Genomic DNA, 16,731 nt, shown 5'->3' with positions numbered 1-16,731 from the left:
CCGGGTATTTTCGCCGCCATGACGACACCCCGACGCCGGACCCTTACGCTGCGCTCGCCCGAGGAAACAGCCGCCGTCGCCAGACGCATCGGGCAGGCCCTGACGGCGGGCGACGTGCTGCTGCTGTCCGGGGGCATCGGCGCCGGGAAGACGCATTTCGCGCGCGCGCTGATCCATGCGCTGCAAGACCCGCCCGAGGACGTGCCCTCGCCGACCTTCACGCTGGTCCAGACCTACGACACCACCGCCGGAGAGCTCTGGCACGCCGACCTCTACCGGCTGACCGGCCCCGGCGAGATCGAGGAGCTGGGCCTGCCGGAGGCCTTCGACAGCGCGATCTGCATCGTGGAGTGGCCCGACCGGCTGGGCGATCTCACCCCGCCGCAGGCGCTGTCGCTGTCCTTCGAGACCCTCGCCGAAGAAGACGCCCGGGCGCTGACCCTCAGCTGGACCGCGCCGCGCTGGGACACACTGGACACGGGGGCGGCATGCGCTTTCTGACCGATTGCGGCTGGGGCGGGGCCCGGCATGTGCCGCTGGCGGGCGATGCCTCGTCCCGGCGCTACACGCGGCTGGTCCGCGACGGCGAAACGGCGATCCTGATGGAGGATCCCGAGGGCGACGTGGCGCTTTTCGCCCGGCTGGCGCGGCATCTTTCGGGGCTGGGCCTGTCGGCACCGCGCATCCTGTCCGAAGACGGCGCGGCGGGGCTTCTTCTGATCGAGGATCTTGGCGATGGCTTGCTGGCGCGGCTGGCCACCGACGCCCGGACAGAGCGCGCGCTGTACCTTGTGGCGACTGAGGCGCTGGTGACGCTGCACCGCGCGCCGCCGCCCGACGGCCTGACCATGGCCACGCCGGACCACCTGACCGGCATGATCGACCTCGCCTTCCGGCACTACACCAAGGCCCCGGAGCTGCTGGCGCAGGCACAGGCGGCGCTGCACCCCCTGCTGGAGCAATACGCCCGGCCCGCCGAGGTGATGATCCTGCGCGACTACCATGCAGAGAACATCCTTCACCTGCCGGACCGGCCCGGCGCGGCGGCGGCGGGGCTGCTCGATTTCCGAGGATGCGCTGGTCGGGCACCGGGCCTACGACCTTGTCTCTCTGCTGGAGGATGCCCGCCGCGACGTGGCCGGGGAAACCCGCGCCGCCTGCATTGCACACTACTTGCATGCAACGGGTGAGGCGCCCGAGACCTTCGCCGCCGCCTTCGCGGTTCTGGGGTTCCAGCGCAACCTGCGGATCCTCGGCATCTTTGCCCGGCTGGCCCGGGAACGAGCCAAACCGCATTACATCGACCTGATCCCGCGGGTCTGGGGGCATCTGGCCCGCGACCTGTCGCACCCGGTGCTTGCGCCGCTGAGGCCGGTGATCGCCGCCCTGCCGGCGCCGACCGCAACCCATCTGGAAAGCCTGAGACCGTGATGCCCGATGCCGTGATGCTTTTCGCCGCCGGATTCGGCACGCGCATGGGCGCCCTGACCGCAGAGCGGCCCAAGCCGCTGATCGCGGTCGCGGGCCGTCCGCTGCTGGACCATGCCCTTGCCCTGACCGCAGGGGTCCCGACCCGCGTCGTGAACGCCCATTACCGCGCCGAACAGGTCATCGCGCATCTGAAGGACACCAACATCGCCGTCTCCGTCGAGACGCCGGAGATCCTCGACACCGGCGGGGGGCTGCGCCATGCGCTGCCCCTGCTTGGCACACAGCCTGTATACACGCTGAACACCGATGCCGTCTGGAGCGGCCCGAACCCGCTGGACCGGCTGGCCGCGGCATGGCAGCCGGATCGCATGGACGCGCTGCTGCTGTGCATCCCGCTGGCGCGCGCGGTGGGGCGCAGCGGCGGCGGGGACTTTGCGCTGGGGCCGGGCGGCGCCCTGATGCGCGGCGGCGACTTCGTCTATACCGGCGCCCAGATCGTCAAGACCGACGCCTTGGCCGGGATCGGGGAAAAAGCCTTTTCCCTCAATGTCCTGTGGAACCAGATGGCACAGGAAGGAAGGCTTTTCGGCACCGCCTATCCGGGCCGTTGGTGCGATGTGGGCCACCCCGAGGGCATCACGCTGGCAGAAGAGATGCTGGCCGATGTTTGACACCCCCGGCCCCCGTCTCTTCGGCACCGCGCCCGGCGTCGACTTTCCCCGCGCGCTGGTCCGGGGCCTGCGCGACCGCGTGCAGGGCCCACCCGACGCCATGGCCCGGGTCGAGCTATACGTGAACACAACCCGGATGGCGCGGCGCCTGCGCGAGGTCTTCGACGCCGGCCCCGCCGCGCTTCTGCCCCGCGTGCGGCTTGTGACCGACCTCGCCGATCCGCTCAGCGCCGCCGAGCTGCCGGACCCCGTGCCGCCGCTGCGGCGCCGGCTGGAGCTGACCAACCCGGTATCCCGCCTGCTGGACGCCCAGCCCGACCTTGCGCCGCGCGCCGCGCTGTTCGATCTTGCCGACAGCCTTGCGACCCTGATGGAGGAAATGCAGGGCGAGGATGTCCCGCCGGAAAAGATCGCGGCGCTGGACGTCACCGACCAGTCGGGCCACTGGCAGCGCAGCCTTCAGTTCCTCAATATCGTGCAGGACTACTTTGGCGACGACACCGCCCCCGACGCGCAGGCCTTTGCCCGCCTTGCCCTGCGGATGCGGCTGGCCGCATGGCAGGCCGATCCGCCGCAGCATCCCGTGCTGGTCGCGGGCTCGACCGGGTCGCGCGGCACCACGCACGAGCTGATGTGCGCCGTCGCCCGCCTGCCGCAGGGCGCGGTGCTGCTGCCCGGCTTCGACTTCGACCAGCCGCGCGCGGTCTGGGACAGGCTGAACGAGCCGCTGACCGGAGAGGACCACCCGCAGTTCCGCTTTGCCAAGCTGATGCAGGCGCTGGATCTGGCGCCCGGCGATGTGCTGCCCTGGACCGGGGACGCGGCCCCCGCCCCCGCGCGCAACCGCACCGTGTCGCTGGCGCTGCGGCCCGCGCCGGTCACGCACCAGTGGCTGGCGGAAGGCCCGGCTCTGCCGGATCTGCCCGGAGCCATGGAGGGCGTGACCCTGACCGAGGCGCCCAGCACGCGCGACGAGGCGCTGGCCATCGCGCTGCGCCTGCGGCAGGCGGTGCTGGACGGCCAGACCGCCGCGCTGATCACGCCGGACCGGATGCTGACGCGGCAGGTCACCTCGGCGCTGGACCGTTGGGACATCACGCCCGACGACAGCGCCGGAACGCCCGCCCAGCTGTCGCCCCCGGGGCGGCTGTTGCGGCATGTGGCAAGGCTGTTCGAGGCACCGCTGACCGCCGAGGCCCTGCTGACGCTGCTCAAGCACCCGCTGGTGCATCGCGGCGCCGGGCGCGGCCCGCATCTGCGCAACACCCGCGAGCTGGAACTGCACATTCGCCGCACCGGCATGCCCTTCCCCGACCCCGGTGCGCTGCTGGACTGGGGCACCGAAGTCGCCCCATGGACCGCGTGGGTCACCGGCCTGTGCGGGCAGGACCGGACGGGCAAGCGGCCCCTGGCGGACTGGCTGGCCGATCACATCGCCCTGGCGGAACGCCTTGCGCGGGGGTCCGACAGCGAGGATGCCTCGGCGCTCTGGGACGAGAACGCGGGCCGCACCGTGCGCGACGCCGTCGAGGCCCTGCGCGCCGAGGCGCATCGCGCCGCCGACCTGACCGCGCGCGACTATGCCGACCTCTTCGACGCGGTGCTGTCCCGCGCCGAGGTGCGCGACCGCGACGCCGCGCATCCGCTGGTGCTGATCTGGGGCACGCTCGAGGCGCGCGTCATGGGCGCCGACCTCTTGATCCTTGCGGGCCTGAACGAGGGCAGCTGGCCCGAAAGCCCCGGCGCCGACCCCTGGCTGAACCGGCAGATGCGGGCGCAGGCGGGGCTGTTGCTGCCGGAACGGCGCATCGGCCTCTCGGCGCATGACTTCCAGCAGGCGGTCGCCGCGCCCGAGGTCTGGCTGACCCGATCGCTGAAATCCGACGACGCGGAAACCGTGCCCTCGCGCTGGGTGAACCGTCTGGTGAACCTGATGACCGGCCTGCCGCAACGGAACGGCCCGCAGGCGCTGGCCGCGATGCGGGCGCGCGGCGCGCACTGGCTGGCGCTGGCCCGCGCCGCCGAGGCGCCGATTGCGGCCGCGCCCGCGCACCGGCCCTCGCCCGCGCCGCCGCTGGAGGCGCGCCCGGAAAAGCTGTCGGTGACCGAGATCAAGCGCCTGATCCGCGACCCCTATGCGGTCTATGCCCGCCGCACGCTGGGGCTGAAGCCGATGGACCCGCTGATGCAGGCGCCCGATGCGCTGTTGCGCGGCATCCTGCTGCACGACATCCTCGAAACCTTCCTGACCGCCGCGCTGGAGGACCCCGCCCGCCTCGATGCCGCGACCCTGACGCAGATCGCCCGCGACAAGCTGGCCGAGGTGCCCTTCCCGACGACCCGCGCGCTGTGGCAGGCGCGCATCGCCCGGGTGGCCGCGTGGTTCGTCACGACAGAGCGCGCCCGGCAGGACCGCGCCACGCCCTCTGTCGCGAATTTCGAGAAGACCGGCGAGATCGTGGCGCAGGGCGTCACCCTGACCGGCAAGGCCGACCGCATCGACATCGACGACCGCGGCCTTGCGGTGATCTACGACTACAAGACCGGCGCCGCGCCCTCGAAATCCGAACAGGAACATTTCGACAAGCAACTGCTGCTGGAGGCCGCGATGGTGCAGCGCCGCGCCTTCCCCGGCCTTGCGCCGCGCGACGTGGCGGGCGCCGTCTTCGTCTCGCTGAAACCGGGCGACCCGAAAGAGGTCCCCGCACCCTTGGACGTGGCCCCGCCCGAAAAGGTCTGGGAGGAGTTCATCGCCCTGCTGACCGCCTATGCGGACCGCGAAAAGGGCTATTCGGCGCGCCGGGCCCTGCAGAAGGACAATGACGTGTCGGACTACGACCACCTTGCCCGCTTCGGCGAATGGGACGTGACCGACCTGCCCGAAACCGAGGTGCTGGAATGATCCGCGACGAGGCCACCCAGCGGCAGGTGGACGCCGCCGAACCGGGCAATTCGACCTGGCTGGCCGCCAACGCCGGGTCGGGCAAGACCCGCGTGCTGACCGACCGGGTGGCGCGGCTGCTGCTGGAGGGCGTCGACCCCAGCCACATCCTTTGCCTGACCTACACCAAGGCCGCCGCGACCGAGATGCAGAACCGCCTGTTCCGGCGGCTGGGCGGCTGGGCGATGCTGGCAGAGCCGCTGCTGCGGGACGAATTGCGCGCCCTGGGGGCCGACGACCAGCTGGACACCGAGGCGCTGCAACAGGCGCGGACGCTGTTTGCCCGCGCCATCGAGACACCGGGCGGGCTGCGCATCCAGACGATTCACTCGTTCTGCGCGGCGCTGTTGCGGCGCTTCCCGCTGGAGGCCGGCGTCAGCCCGCAGTTCCGAGGAGATGGAGGACCGCGCCGCCCAGCTGATGCGCGCCGAGCTGCTGGACCGCATGGCCGACGGGCCGCAGGCCGGGCTGGTGCACGGCATCGCGCCGTTCATCAGCATGGACGACGACACGCACAAGCTGCTGGCGCAGATCGCGGGCATGGCAGAAGATTTCGCCACGCCCCGCACGCCGCGGGACATCCGCGCCGCCTATGGGCTTGGCGCGGATCAGGACCACGCGGCGATGCTGGGGCAGGTCTTCCTTGGGTCCGAAACCGATCTCTGCGCCGCCCTGCAAGAGCCGCTGAAGGCGGGCGGCAAGACGGACCAGACGCTGGCCGAGGGGCTGGCCGCCTGCACGGCGCCGGACCTTGCGGGCTTCGCGGCGCTGAAGTCCGCGCTGCTGACCGACGCGGGCACGATCCGCAAGACGCTGGGCACCAAGGGCGTGCGCACCGCGCATGGCACGCTGTTCGAAAAGCTCGACCAGCTGGCCGCCCGCGTCGAAGGCGCACTGGAGACCGAACGCGCGCTGGCCTGTGCAACGCGGGACATCGCCCTGCACGCCTTTGCGCAGGCCTTCCTGCCCGCCTATGCCGCCGAGAAGGAGCGGCGCGGCTGGCTCGACTTCGACGACCTGATCACCCGCGCCCGCGACCTGCTGTCCGATCCCAAGGTCGCGGACTGGGTGCTTTACCGGCTTGACGGCGGCATCGACCATATCCTTGTGGACGAGGCACAGGACACGTCCCCCGTGCAATGGCAGGTGATCGAGCGGCTGGCACATGAGTTCACCTCGGGCGAGGGTGCGCGGGCAGAGGTCCGCCGCACGATCTTCGTCGTCGGCGACAAGAAACAGTCGATCTACAGCTTTCAGGGCGCCGACCCGTCCGAATTCGACCGCATGCGCGAGGATTTTGCCGACCGCCTGCGCCGCACCGATGCGCCGCTGGTGCCGATGACGCTGGAATTCTCCTTCCGCTCGGCGGAACCGATCCTGCGGCTGGTGGACAACACCTTCATGGACGCCGAGGCCTCGGGCTTTGCCGCCGACCAGAAGCACCGCGCCTTCAAGGCGGCGATGCCGGGCCGCGTCGATTTGTGGCCGGTGGTCGAGACAATCAAGGAGGAAAAGCCCGGCCCCTGGTTCGAACCCGTCGACCGCGTCGGCCAGACCCATGCCACGGTGATCCTCGCCCGCCGGGTGGCGCTGTTCGTCCGCCGCACCCTCGACGCGGGCACGCCGCTGCCGGTCGAACGGGGCCACAGCGGGGAATATCAGGCGCGGCCCGTGCATGCGGGCGATTTCCTGATCCTCGTGCGGTCGCGCGCGCGGCTTTTCAAGGAGATCATTCGCGCCTGCAAGCAGGAGGGCATTCCCATCGCGGGCGCCGACCGGCTGAAGGTCATGGCGGAGCTGGCGGTGCGCGACATCATCGCGCTCTTGCGCTTTCTCGCCACGCCCGAGGACGACCTGTCGCTGGCCACGCTCTTGCGCTCGCCCCTGTTCGGCTGGTCCGAGCAGGCGCTGTTTACGCTCTCGCATGGCCGCAAGGGCTATCTGTGGGAAACACTGCGGGCGCGGCGCGAGGCCCACCCCGAAACGCTTGCGGTGCTGGACGACATGCTGGGGCAGACCGACTTCCTGCGCCCCTACGACCTGATCGAACGTCTGCTGACGCGCCACAGGGGGCGGCGCCTGCTGATCGGGCGGCTGGGGCCAGAGGCCGAGGACGGCGTCAACGCGCTGCTGCAACAGGCGCTGGCCTATGAACAAAGCGCCGTGCCCTCGCTGACCGGCTTCCTTGAATGGGCGCAGGCGGACGACCTGCAGATCAAGCGCGCGCCCGACAGCGCCGGGGAGGTGCTGCGCGTCATGACCGTACATGGCGCCAAGGGGCTGGAGGCGCCCATCGTCATCCTGCCCGACTGCGCCCAGCCCGACACCGCCCTGCGCGGCACCTTCCTGACCGACGCGGACGGCCCGCTGTGGAAAGCCGGCGCGAAAGAGCAGCCTGCCCGCCAGACCGCCGCCGTCGAGGCCGCCAAGCTGAAAGAGGCGCAAGAGCGCGACCGCCTGCTCTATGTCGCCCTGACCCGGGCCGAGAAATGGCTGGTGGTGGCCGCTGCCGGGGAACTGGGCAAAGAGGGCCTGTCCTGGCACGAGAAGGTGCGCCGCGGGATGCAGGCCTCGGGCGCGGTCGAGCAGGTCTTCGACTTCGGAGAGACCGGCACCGAGACCGGCTTGCGGCTGGGAGAGGCGGATTTCGCCGCCCTGCCGCTGGTGACCCACGACCGGCCCGCGCCCGAAAGCGTCGCCCTGCCGCCGCAGCTGATGACCCCGGCCCCCACGCCGGAAAGGCGCGTCGGCACGCGCAGCCCCTCGGACCTTGGCGGCGCCAAGGCCCTGCCCGGCGCCTCGGGCGATACCGAGGACCGCGCCAAGCTGCGCGGGACGCTGGTGCATCTTTTCCTCGAACATCTCGCGCCGCTGGGGGCCGAGGCGCGCGGTGCGGCCTCCGAGCCGCTGGTGTCGTCGCTGTCGGACCAGCACGCGGCGACCTTCCCGGCAGAGGACTTGCGCGCCCTGTGCGACGAGGCCCTGACGCTGCTTTCCGCCCCCGCGCTGGCAGGGATCTTCGCCGCCGACGCGCTGGCCGAGGTGCCGGTGACCGCCGACCTCGGCCCCCTGGGCCGCGTGCATGGTGTCATCGACCGGCTGGTGGTCGCGCCCGACCGCGTGCTGGCGGTCGACTTCAAGACCAACCGCACGACGCCGGACAGCGCCGGGGATACGCCGGAAGGCCTGCTGCGGCAGATGGGTGCCTATGCCGCCGCGCTGGGGCAGCTGTACCCCGACCGGCGCGTCGAAACGGCGATCCTGTGGACATGCAGTGGGCAGCTCATGCCCCTGCCGCACGATCTTGTGACGGCGGCCTTGCAAAGGGCCGCGCTGCCTTGACCTTCACCCGGTGCGTCCATACCTTCCGCCTCCGGACACGCCGCCCAACGCCCAACCTGATAGGAGAGATCCCATGGCCACCGTTGCCGTCACCGACGATACCTTCGAGAGCGAAGTGAGGAATTCCGACCTGCCCGTGGTCGTCGACTTCTGGGCCGAGTGGTGCGGCCCCTGCAAGCAGATCGGCCCCGCCCTGGAAGAGCTGTCCGAAGAGATGGACGGCAAGGTGAAGATCGTGAAGATCGACGTCGACAGCAACCCCAACACCGCCGCCGCCATGGGCGTGCGCGGCATCCCCGCGCTGTTCATCTTCAAGGACGGCCAGCCGGTGTCGAACCGCGCCGGTGCCGCCCCCAAGGCCGCGCTGCAAAGCTGGATCACCGAAAGCATCTGAGCTTTCGCCTGACTAATAATGAAAGGCCCCGGCATCGCCCGGGGCTTTTTGTTGGCCGGCAGGCAGAAGCCGCGCCATCGGCGGGCCGTGGTCCGGCGATCCGCCGTTTCAGGATGGCACTTTATCCCGGCCAGGTCCGTACGACCTCACTCAGGTCGCGCGCCCATCTGCCAAATCGACGGGCCCCGGGACGGCCCGTCGATGGCGCGGCGGCTTCGCCTTGATTCCGCGCCTGATGGTCGATCGCAGTCGATCGCTCGTTGCAGAAGCGCCGTTTGGTCGATCGCGGCTCGACAAGTCCTTGGGCAACCGCCTGCGGATTGGATCAGCCCACAAAAAAGCCAACCCCCTCGCGTCACCCCTCCCCAAACACCCGCTCCGCCAGCCTGCCCAGCCGCTGCAGGCGCCGCGTCTGCCCCGCCGAGCGCGCCATGCGCCGCGCCGGGATCGCAGCCCAGTCCATCAGGAGGCGCACATGCAGCAGGTACTGCACCGAAGGATCCTCGGGGCCGACAAGATCGTATCCCTCGAAGAAGGCGGCCAGCAGGTCGGGCTGCACCACCGCCCCCGGCGGCAGCGCGTCCAGATCCGCGAAGACCCCGGTGTAATGCAGCAGCAGCCGCGCGATGTCGAAGCCGACCGGCGCGGAATGCAAGGCCGAGAAGTCGATGCCCCAGCTGCGCGCGCTATCCAGCAGGATATTGCGCAGGTGCATGTCGCCATGGGTGGCCGAGGATACCGTCTGCCGCCCCTCATGCGCCCCGGCCAGCGCGATCACCGCCGCACCGTGGCGGGCGAACTCAGCGGGGCGGGCCAGCGCGATCTCTCCGGCCTCCTGCTGGCGCATCAAATGCCCCACATGGTCGCGCATGAAGCGTGGCTGAAAGACCCGCGCCTCGGTCCCGCTGGCGCGGTGAAAGGCCGCCAGCCAGCGCCCGGCGCGGCGCAGGACATCCGCCGCCTCGGCGCCATGGTCGAGCAGGTCATAGACCGTCCGCCCCGGCGCGGCCTGCATCAGCACGGCGCGCGCGCCGGTGTCGAAGGCCAGCAGCGCGGGCACAGCCTCGGCGCCGGTCGCCATGGCTTCGACCGCGCGGGCCTGCGCCTGCACCAGCGTGACGAAGGGTTTCTCTGCGACCGGGTGGAAGATGCGCTTGAGGATCACCGCGCCCGCGGGCCCCTCGTATCGCATCACCACATGCCGGTGCGTGGCGGTGTCCTTGCGCCATGTGCGGGTGACAGCGTAGCCCCCCGGATCAAGCCCCGCATCCCGGGCCAGCCGCTCCCACACCGTGTGATCGGTTGGAATCTCCATTCAGATCAGTGCCTTGGCCTACCCCGGTTGCAATGGCAAACCATTGCACAGATATAGGTCTGAAAGGAAGGGATGCAGATGCAAGATAGCGATTTCCCCGGCTGGCACGGCACCACGATCATCGGCGTGCGCAAGGGCGGCAAGGTTGTCGTCGCGGGCGACGGACAGGTCAGCCTGGGCCAGACCGTGATCAAGGGCACCGCGCGCAAGGTGCGCCGCCTCTCGCCCGGCGGCTTCGACGTGGTGTGCGGGTTTGCGGGTTCGACCGCCGACGCCTTCACCCTGCTGGAGCGGCTGGAGACCAAGCTGGAGGCCACCCCCGGCCAGCTTCAGCGCGCCTGTGTCGAGCTGGCCAAGGACTGGCGCACCGACAAGTACCTGCAAAAGCTGGAGGCCATGCTGATCGTCACCGACGGCAAGGATCTTCTGGTCATCACCGGCGCGGGCGACGTGCTGGAACCCGAGCATGACGTCGCCGCCATCGGATCGGGCGGGAACTTCGCCCTCGCCGCGGCGCGCGGAATGATGGACAGCGACAAGGACGCCGAGACCGTGGCCCGCGACGCCATGGCCATCGCGGCGGACATCTGCGTCTACACCAATGGAAAGCTGACCGTGGAAACGATCGGCGGCTAAGAGTTTTGCAAAACTCTTGGCAAAATTCTTCGAAGAATTTTGGCACCAGGACCAACCCTCATGACAGACCTCACCCCCCGGGAAATCGTCTCGGAACTCGACCGTTTCATCATCGGGCAGGCCGAGGCCAAGCGCGCCGTCGCCGTGGCCCTGCGCAACCGCTGGAGGCGCAAGCAGCTGGGCGACGACCTTCGTGACGAGGTCTATCCCAAGAACATCCTGATGATCGGCCCCACCGGGGTCGGCAAGACCGAGATCAGCCGCCGTCTGGCGAAACTGGCGCGTGCGCCCTTCATCAAGGTCGAGGCGACCAAGTTCACCGAGGTCGGCTATGTCTACCGGGACGTGGAACAGATCGTCCGTGACCTTGTCGACACCGCCATCGTGCAGACACGCGAGTGGATGCGCGAGGACGTGAAGGCCCGCGCCCATCAGGCCGCCGAGGACCGCGTGATTGCCGCCATTGCCGGCGAGGGTGCCCGCGAAGGCACGCGCGAGATGTTCCGCAAGAAGCTGAAGGCCGGAGAACTCGACGACACCGAGATCGAGATCGAGGTCAGCGAAAGCGCCAATCCCATGCCGATGATGGACCTGCCCGGCCAGCCCGGCGGCCAGATGGGCATGATGAACCTCGGCGATATCTTCGGGAAGGCCTTCGGCCAGCGCACCGTGAAGAAGCGCATGAGTGTGGCGGAAAGCTACGACGTGCTGATCGAGCAGGAGGCCGACAAGCTGCTGGACGACGAGGTGGTCAAGGCCGCCGCGCTGGAAGCGGTCGAGCAGAACGGCATCGTCTTCCTCGACGAGATCGACAAGGTTTGCGCCCGCTCCGACGCGCGTGGCGGCGATGTCAGCCGCGAGGGTGTGCAGCGCGACCTGCTGCCGCTGATCGAGGGCACGACCGTGTCGACCAAGCATGGCGCGGTGAAGACCGATCATATCCTCTTCATCGCCTCGGGCGCCTTCCACATCGCCAAGCCCTCGGACCTGCTGCCCGAGCTTCAGGGCCGCCTGCCGATCCGCGTCACCCTGCGCGACCTGACAGAGGCGGATTTCGTCCGCATCCTGACCGAGACCGACAACGCCCTGACGCGCCAGTACACCGCGCTGATGGCCACCGAAGAGGTCACGGTCAGTTTCACCGACGACGGCATCGCCGCGCTGGCGCGCATCGCCGCCGAGGTGAACGGCTCAGTCGAGAACATCGGCGCGCGGCGGCTGTACACGGTGATCGAGCGGGTCTTCGAGGATCTCAGCTTTGACGCGCCGGACAAGGGCGGGCAAAGCGTCACCGTCGATGCGGGCTTTGTCGAGCAACACCTGGGCGAGCTGACCCGGTCGACCGACCTCAGCCGCTACGTCTTGTAGGGCCCGGTTCCGCCCCCTGAAAGCAGTTCGGGCGCCGAAATGGCGCCTGAACCGATAATGCGATCTTTTTAAAAGAGCCTTGGGGGATCAGGCCGCGTCGTCGTGCAGCGGAATGATGTTTCTCAGGCCGAAGTTCAGTCCGGCGGCGATGACCGTCATGACATGGATGCCCCGATCCATGATCTGCACGTCGGTATTGACGTTCTCGGGGTCGACGTGGTGGACCGACAGGCCATCGGCCGTCCCGTCGGCGGTGACATAGAGGATGACGTCCTCTGCCTCGTCGAACTCCGCGATGATGCGCACACTGTCCGGCCCCAGCGGTTCGCTCTGGTCCAGCATCTCGATGAAGCGGCGGTCATCGTCCAGCAGTTCGGCGCTGTCGCCGCCCGTCAGCATCTCGGCGTAGCTGTCCGGGGCGCTGGAATAGAGGTCGGCGGTCCGGTCGTCCCAGATCTCACGCGGCGCGGCCTGCCCCTCTGCCAAGTCCTCATCCTGCGCAAGGGCTTCCGCGGCCAGACGGTCGTCGATCTCGGCAAGATGCTCGGCCTCGCCAAGGCCCATCTGATAGCTCTTGTAGGCTTCCAGCAGCAGGCCGCCTTCTTCGGGGTCGGCGCGGCCTTCGAGGTCGAAGAACCCCGGTTGGTCAGAGGCCACGTCGAGGTCGAAGGTTGTCGAAGACCCGTCCACCGGTTCCTCGGCGGCGGCTTCCTCTGCTTCTTCGGTGATCGCGCTGCCAACGATGGCCATGCTGGCGGCGGCGAACACGCCCATTATGGTGATTGTTAACATGCGTTTCTCCTGCATCTCGCAACAATGATTATCCGGGGAATTGAGGCGAAATCTGGATGGAAAGCCGGAATCTACTCGTCTTTAAGATGAAAAGAACAGTCGCGTTAACTATTCGTTTACGTATCCTGAACTTACGTCACTTTCGTGTTTTCAACGCCTTACCCCCCGCAAAATAGCTGCTTCTGGCAGACATGTGCCGATGAAGGCTATTCCACTCCCGTTTAACGGGTCCGCGCCGACACAGAATTGCCCCATTCCCGCCCCCTGACCGGATCCGGCAAACAAGGATTGCGCCGCAATCTCGCCTTAATTGCACCCGTCGGCGCCCGATTTCGACAACCTGAAGGTGTGCAGATTCACCTTTGCGCACGATTTCCGCGAATCACCGCGACAATCTTGCAGCCTCTGGTTGAATCTCGCTCAGGAGTGGTGGGCCCGCGCCCCGGTTTTGGAAACAATCCCGCGCCACAGGCAGGCCACGACCCGTCAACCGGCGGCGCCCTCGGGCCAAAGCAAAACGCCCCGCCGGAGATCGGCGGGGCGTTGCAATCCTTGGTCAGTCGTGGGCGCTTAGGCCATCCACCACCGTTCCGCCATGCGAGCGTTGTCCATCTGCCAGAGGTTGCCGACGGTTTCCGGCGTGGCGATCTTGTTGGAAATCGCCTCGACGAAGTTCGCGAACATCGGCAGGACCAGCCCGCCGTCCGCGTTCAGGATCTGCTGCATCTCGAAATACATCTCGCGACGCTTGGCGCTGTCCAGTTCGGCGCGCGCCTCCAACAGCAGGTCCTCGGAACCTCTCGCTGTCCTCGCGGCCCCACTGGGTGTCGTTCCACGGCACACCTTCTTCGTAGGCGGAGGAGAACATCCAGTCCTCGGTGGCGCGGCCCGACCAGTAGCAGGCGCAGAAGGGCTTCTTGATCCAGACGTTGGACCAGTAGCCATCCGCCGGTTCCTGCACGACGTTGATATTGATGCCCGCCGCCTTGGCCGAGGCCTGATACAGCTGCGCCGCATCCACCGCGCCGTCGAAGGCCGCCGAAGAGGCGGAAAGGTCGATGTCGAGCGACGTCATCCCGGCCTCTTTCAGGTAGAACTTCGCCTTGTCGGGGTCGTAGGTCGTCTGCTCCATCTCGGCGTTGAAGTACTGGTTGGCCGGGCCGATGGGGCTGTCGTTGCCGACGCGACCGTGGCCCAGCAGGATCTTGTCGACCATCTCTTGCCGGTTGATCGAATGCTTCAGCGCGCGGCGCACGTTCACATCGTTGAAGGGCGCGATATCGGTCAGCATCGGGAAGGTGAACTGCTGGTTGCCCGTCACCTCGTGGATGCGGATCATCGGGTTTGCCTTCAGCAGGGCCTCTGTCTTGAAGTCGATGCGGTTGATCGCGTCCACCTGCCCGGTCATCAGCGCGTTCATCCGGGCGGTGTTGTCGTTGATCGCGATATACTCGATCTCGTCGAAGAAGCCCGCGGTGTCGCCCTTGTAGTGATCCGGGTAGCGGGTCGCCACCATGCGCGCGCCGGGTTCGAAGGACTGCACCTGGTAAAGGCCGGTGCCGATGCCCTTGGCGATGGCTTCCTCGATCTGGCCCGCCGGATACATCAGCAGGTGATAGTCGGACAGCAGGTAGGGGAAATCGGCGTTGCCGGCCTCCAGCGTGAACTGGACCTGATGTTCGCCCAGCTTCTTCATTTCGGTGATGGCGCTGACGATGGGCTTGGCGGCGGACTTGGAATCCTCTGCGATGTGCAGTTGCAGGGATTCGATCACGTCGTCGGCGCCGAAGCTCTTGCCGTTGTGGAAGGTCACGCCCTGACGCAGGGTGAAGGTCCAGGTCTTGGCATCCGCCGAGGCATCCCAGCTTTCCGCCAGTTCACCCTTCAGCGAACCGTCGGCGGCGTTCTCGGTCAGCGTGTCGAAGACCGCGCCCTGCGACGAGGCGATCATGAAGAGGTCGGAATGGGTCCGCCCGTCCCGAGAGTCGGAAGAGTTGGCCCCGTTCAGGCCGCAGCGCAGGCGCCCGCCCCGTTTGGCCTGAGCGCGCAACGGCAGGCCGGAGGCCGCCAGCACACCGGCGGCGGCACCGGTGGTCAGAAGTCCGCGTCTGGAAATGCGTGTCATCGTGAGGTCTCCCTGTTTTTGTCCCGGTGTCCCGATCTTGCCCTTAATTCTAAGGGTCGCGGGCCATCTTATCAACGGCGGCATCGCCGAGGTTCTCCGCGCCGCGTTCACGAAGCAGCGTGTTCAGCCAGTCCGGGTCCATCTCGGGGACCGAGGACAGCAGCAGGTCGGTGTAGGGGTGATGCGGCGGCTGGAACATCTCTGCCTTGGGGCCCTGTTCCACCACTGCGCCGTCCTTCATCACCACCACCTCGTCCGCAATGCTGCGCACCGTGGCAAGGTCATGGGTGATGAACATGTAACTGAGGTGACGCTCGTCCTGAAGCCGCGCCAGCAGACGCAGGATGCCCTCGGCCACAAGCTGGTCGAGCGCGCTGGTGACCTCGTCGCAGATGATGAAGCGGGGTTCGGCGGCCAGCGCCCGGGCGATACCGACGCGCTGCTTCTGCCCGCCCGACAGTTCCGACGGCAGGCGGTGGAAGTATTGCGCGGCGGGCAGCTCGATCTCTTCCATCAGCTGCTCGACCCGGGCGCGTTTCTCGCGCCCCCTGAGGCCCATGTAGAACTCGATCGGGCGGTCGATGATCTCGCCGATGGTCTTGCGCGGGTTCAGCGCGGTATCGGCCATCTGGTAGATCATCTGGACCTGCCGCAGCTGCTCTTTGGTGCGTTTGCGATAGTCGGCGGGCAGCGGCACGCCGTCCAGCTCGATCTGGCCGATGCGCGGCGGCAGAAGGCCGGTGATGCAGCGCGCCGTGGTCGATTTGCCGGACCCGCTTTCGCCCACGACGGCAACGGTGCGCCCGGCGTGGATGTCGAAACTGACGCCGCGCAGCACATCGACGGTGCCATAGGCGGCAGTGACGTTCTGGACAGAGATCACCGGCGTGGCGTCCAATGCGGGGGCGGGCTTTGCCGGGCGCTGGAATTCGCGCACCGCCCAGAGGCTTTTGGTATAGTCCTCCTGCGGGTCGGACAGCATCTTGCGCGTCTCGGCCTCTTCGACCTCGTCGCCTTTCAGCAGCACCTTGATGCGGTCGGCCATCTGCGCCACCACCGCAAGGTCGTGGGTGATGTAGATCGCCGCCGTGCCGAATTGCTCGACGATGTCGCGGATGCTGGCCAGAACCTCGATCTGCGTGGTCACGTCCAGCGCGGTGGTGGGTTCGTCGAAGATGATCAGGTCGGGGCGGCAGGACATGGCCATGGCGGTCATGGCGCGCTGCAACTGCCCGCCGGACACCTGATGCGGATAGCGAAAGCCGATCTCGTCCGGGTTGGGCAGGCGCAGCTTGCGGTACAGCTCGATGCCGTCCTCGGCAGAGGCGGTGCGGCCCTCGACCCCGTGCTGCACGGGCGCCTCGGTGTGCTGGTCGATCAGCCGGTGCGCGGGGTTGAAGCTGGCGGCGGCGGATTGCGCGACATAGGCGATGCGCTTGCCCAGCAGGCGGCGCTTGTCATCGGCACTGGCAGAAAGCAGGTCGATGCCGTCGAAGTCCACCGACCCGCCCGAGATCCGCACCCCGTCGCGGGTGAAACCCATGGCGGCAAGGCCCAGCGTCGACTTGCCCGCGCCGGATTCACCGATCAGGCCCAGCACCTCGCCCTTGTTCAGCGTCAGGTCCACGCCCTTGATGATCGGGGTCCATGTCTCGTCCGAGCGGCCCTCGATCTGCACGTTGCGCATGGTCAGGAGGGGTGTGGTCATGGTCTTTC

The 16,731-nt window shown here is 68.2% G+C and carries 11 protein-coding genes and 2 pseudogenes; 9 read left to right on the top strand and 4 right to left on the bottom strand.

Annotation, left to right across the window (positions count from 1 at the left end; genetic code table 11):
• Positions 1–18 precede the first annotated feature (18 nt).
• From tsaE to trxA, 7 genes and pseudogenes are all read left to right on the top strand, one after another.
• Complete coding sequence (tsaE, locus tag ABFB10_RS09745; RefSeq protein WP_206562860.1) at positions 19–501, top strand: tRNA (adenosine(37)-N6)-threonylcarbamoyltransferase complex ATPase subunit type 1 TsaE; 483 nt, start codon at positions 19–21, stop codon at positions 499–501.
• The gene (locus tag ABFB10_RS09740) at positions 489–1,190 is read left to right on the top strand and encodes a phosphotransferase (protein ID WP_347166369.1); all 702 of its coding nucleotides are present in this window, start codon (positions 489–491) and stop codon (positions 1,188–1,190) included. Before tsaE ends, ABFB10_RS09740 begins: the two co-directional genes overlap by 13 nt.
• Positions 1,174–1,431 carry a hypothetical protein gene (locus ABFB10_RS09735; protein WP_347166368.1) on the top strand — a complete coding sequence of 86 codons (258 nt, stop codon included), beginning with the start codon at positions 1,174–1,176 and terminating at the stop codon, positions 1,429–1,431. The genes ABFB10_RS09740 and ABFB10_RS09735 overlap by 17 nt, the downstream gene beginning before the upstream one ends.
• A complete protein-coding gene (locus tag ABFB10_RS09730; protein WP_347166367.1) occupies positions 1,431–2,102 on the top strand; it encodes a nucleotidyltransferase family protein in 672 nt (223 codons plus the stop codon). Before ABFB10_RS09735 ends, ABFB10_RS09730 begins: the two co-directional genes overlap by 1 nt.
• Positions 2,095–5,004: a double-strand break repair protein AddB gene (gene addB, locus ABFB10_RS09725; protein WP_347166366.1), complete on the top strand. Its 2,910-nt coding sequence runs from the start codon at positions 2,095–2,097 to the stop codon at positions 5,002–5,004. Before ABFB10_RS09730 ends, addB begins: the two co-directional genes overlap by 8 nt.
• A pseudogene (gene addA / locus ABFB10_RS09720) lies at positions 5,001–8,385 on the top strand (double-strand break repair helicase AddA). Before addB ends, addA begins: the two are co-directional and overlap by 4 nt.
• Positions 8,386–8,458: 73 nt before the next feature.
• The gene (gene trxA / locus ABFB10_RS09715) at positions 8,459–8,779 is read left to right on the top strand and encodes a thioredoxin (RefSeq protein ID WP_347166365.1); all 321 of its coding nucleotides are present in this window, start codon (positions 8,459–8,461) and stop codon (positions 8,777–8,779) included.
• Between the two features lie 355 nt (positions 8,780–9,134).
• On the opposite strand, the gene ABFB10_RS09710 is transcribed toward trxA, so the two are convergent.
• Complete coding sequence (locus ABFB10_RS09710; RefSeq protein ID WP_347166364.1) at positions 9,135–10,094, bottom strand: phosphotransferase; 960 nt, start codon at positions 10,092–10,094, stop codon at positions 9,135–9,137.
• A gap of 78 nt (positions 10,095–10,172) precedes the next feature.
• On the opposite strand from ABFB10_RS09710, the gene hslV reads away from it, so the two are divergent.
• Positions 10,173–10,730 carry an ATP-dependent protease subunit HslV gene (gene hslV, locus ABFB10_RS09705; RefSeq protein ID WP_347166363.1) on the top strand — a complete coding sequence of 186 codons (558 nt, stop codon included), beginning with the start codon at positions 10,173–10,175 and terminating at the stop codon, positions 10,728–10,730.
• A 60-nt stretch (positions 10,731–10,790) separates the two neighbouring features.
• The gene (hslU, locus tag ABFB10_RS09700; RefSeq protein WP_347166362.1) at positions 10,791–12,098 is read left to right on the top strand and encodes an ATP-dependent protease ATPase subunit HslU; all 1,308 of its coding nucleotides are present in this window, start codon (positions 10,791–10,793) and stop codon (positions 12,096–12,098) included.
• Between the two features lie 87 nt (positions 12,099–12,185).
• Here the strand turns inward: hslU and ABFB10_RS09695 are convergent, their stop codons facing one another.
• The 3 genes and pseudogenes from ABFB10_RS09695 to ABFB10_RS09685 all read right to left on the bottom strand — a co-directional run bounded on the left by ABFB10_RS09695 (position 12,186) and on the right by ABFB10_RS09685 (position 16,723).
• Positions 12,186–12,890 (bottom strand): hypothetical protein, encoded by a 705-nt coding sequence (locus ABFB10_RS09695; protein WP_347166361.1) that lies wholly within the window; start codon positions 12,888–12,890, stop codon positions 12,186–12,188.
• 570 nt (positions 12,891–13,460) lie between these two features.
• Positions 13,461–15,015, bottom strand: a pseudogene (locus ABFB10_RS09690) (ABC transporter substrate-binding protein).
• A gap of 49 nt (positions 15,016–15,064) precedes the next feature.
• Positions 15,065–16,723, bottom strand: coding sequence for an ABC transporter ATP-binding protein (locus ABFB10_RS09685; protein ID WP_347166360.1), 1,659 nt, complete (start codon positions 16,721–16,723; stop codon positions 15,065–15,067).
• Positions 16,724–16,731: the final 8 nt, after the last annotated feature.

The organism is Ponticoccus litoralis (genome assembly GCF_039769985.1).
Taxonomy (GTDB): domain Bacteria; phylum Pseudomonadota; class Alphaproteobacteria; order Rhodobacterales; family Rhodobacteraceae; genus Ponticoccus; species Ponticoccus litoralis.
This window is presented reverse-complemented; position numbering and strand designations above follow the sequence as displayed.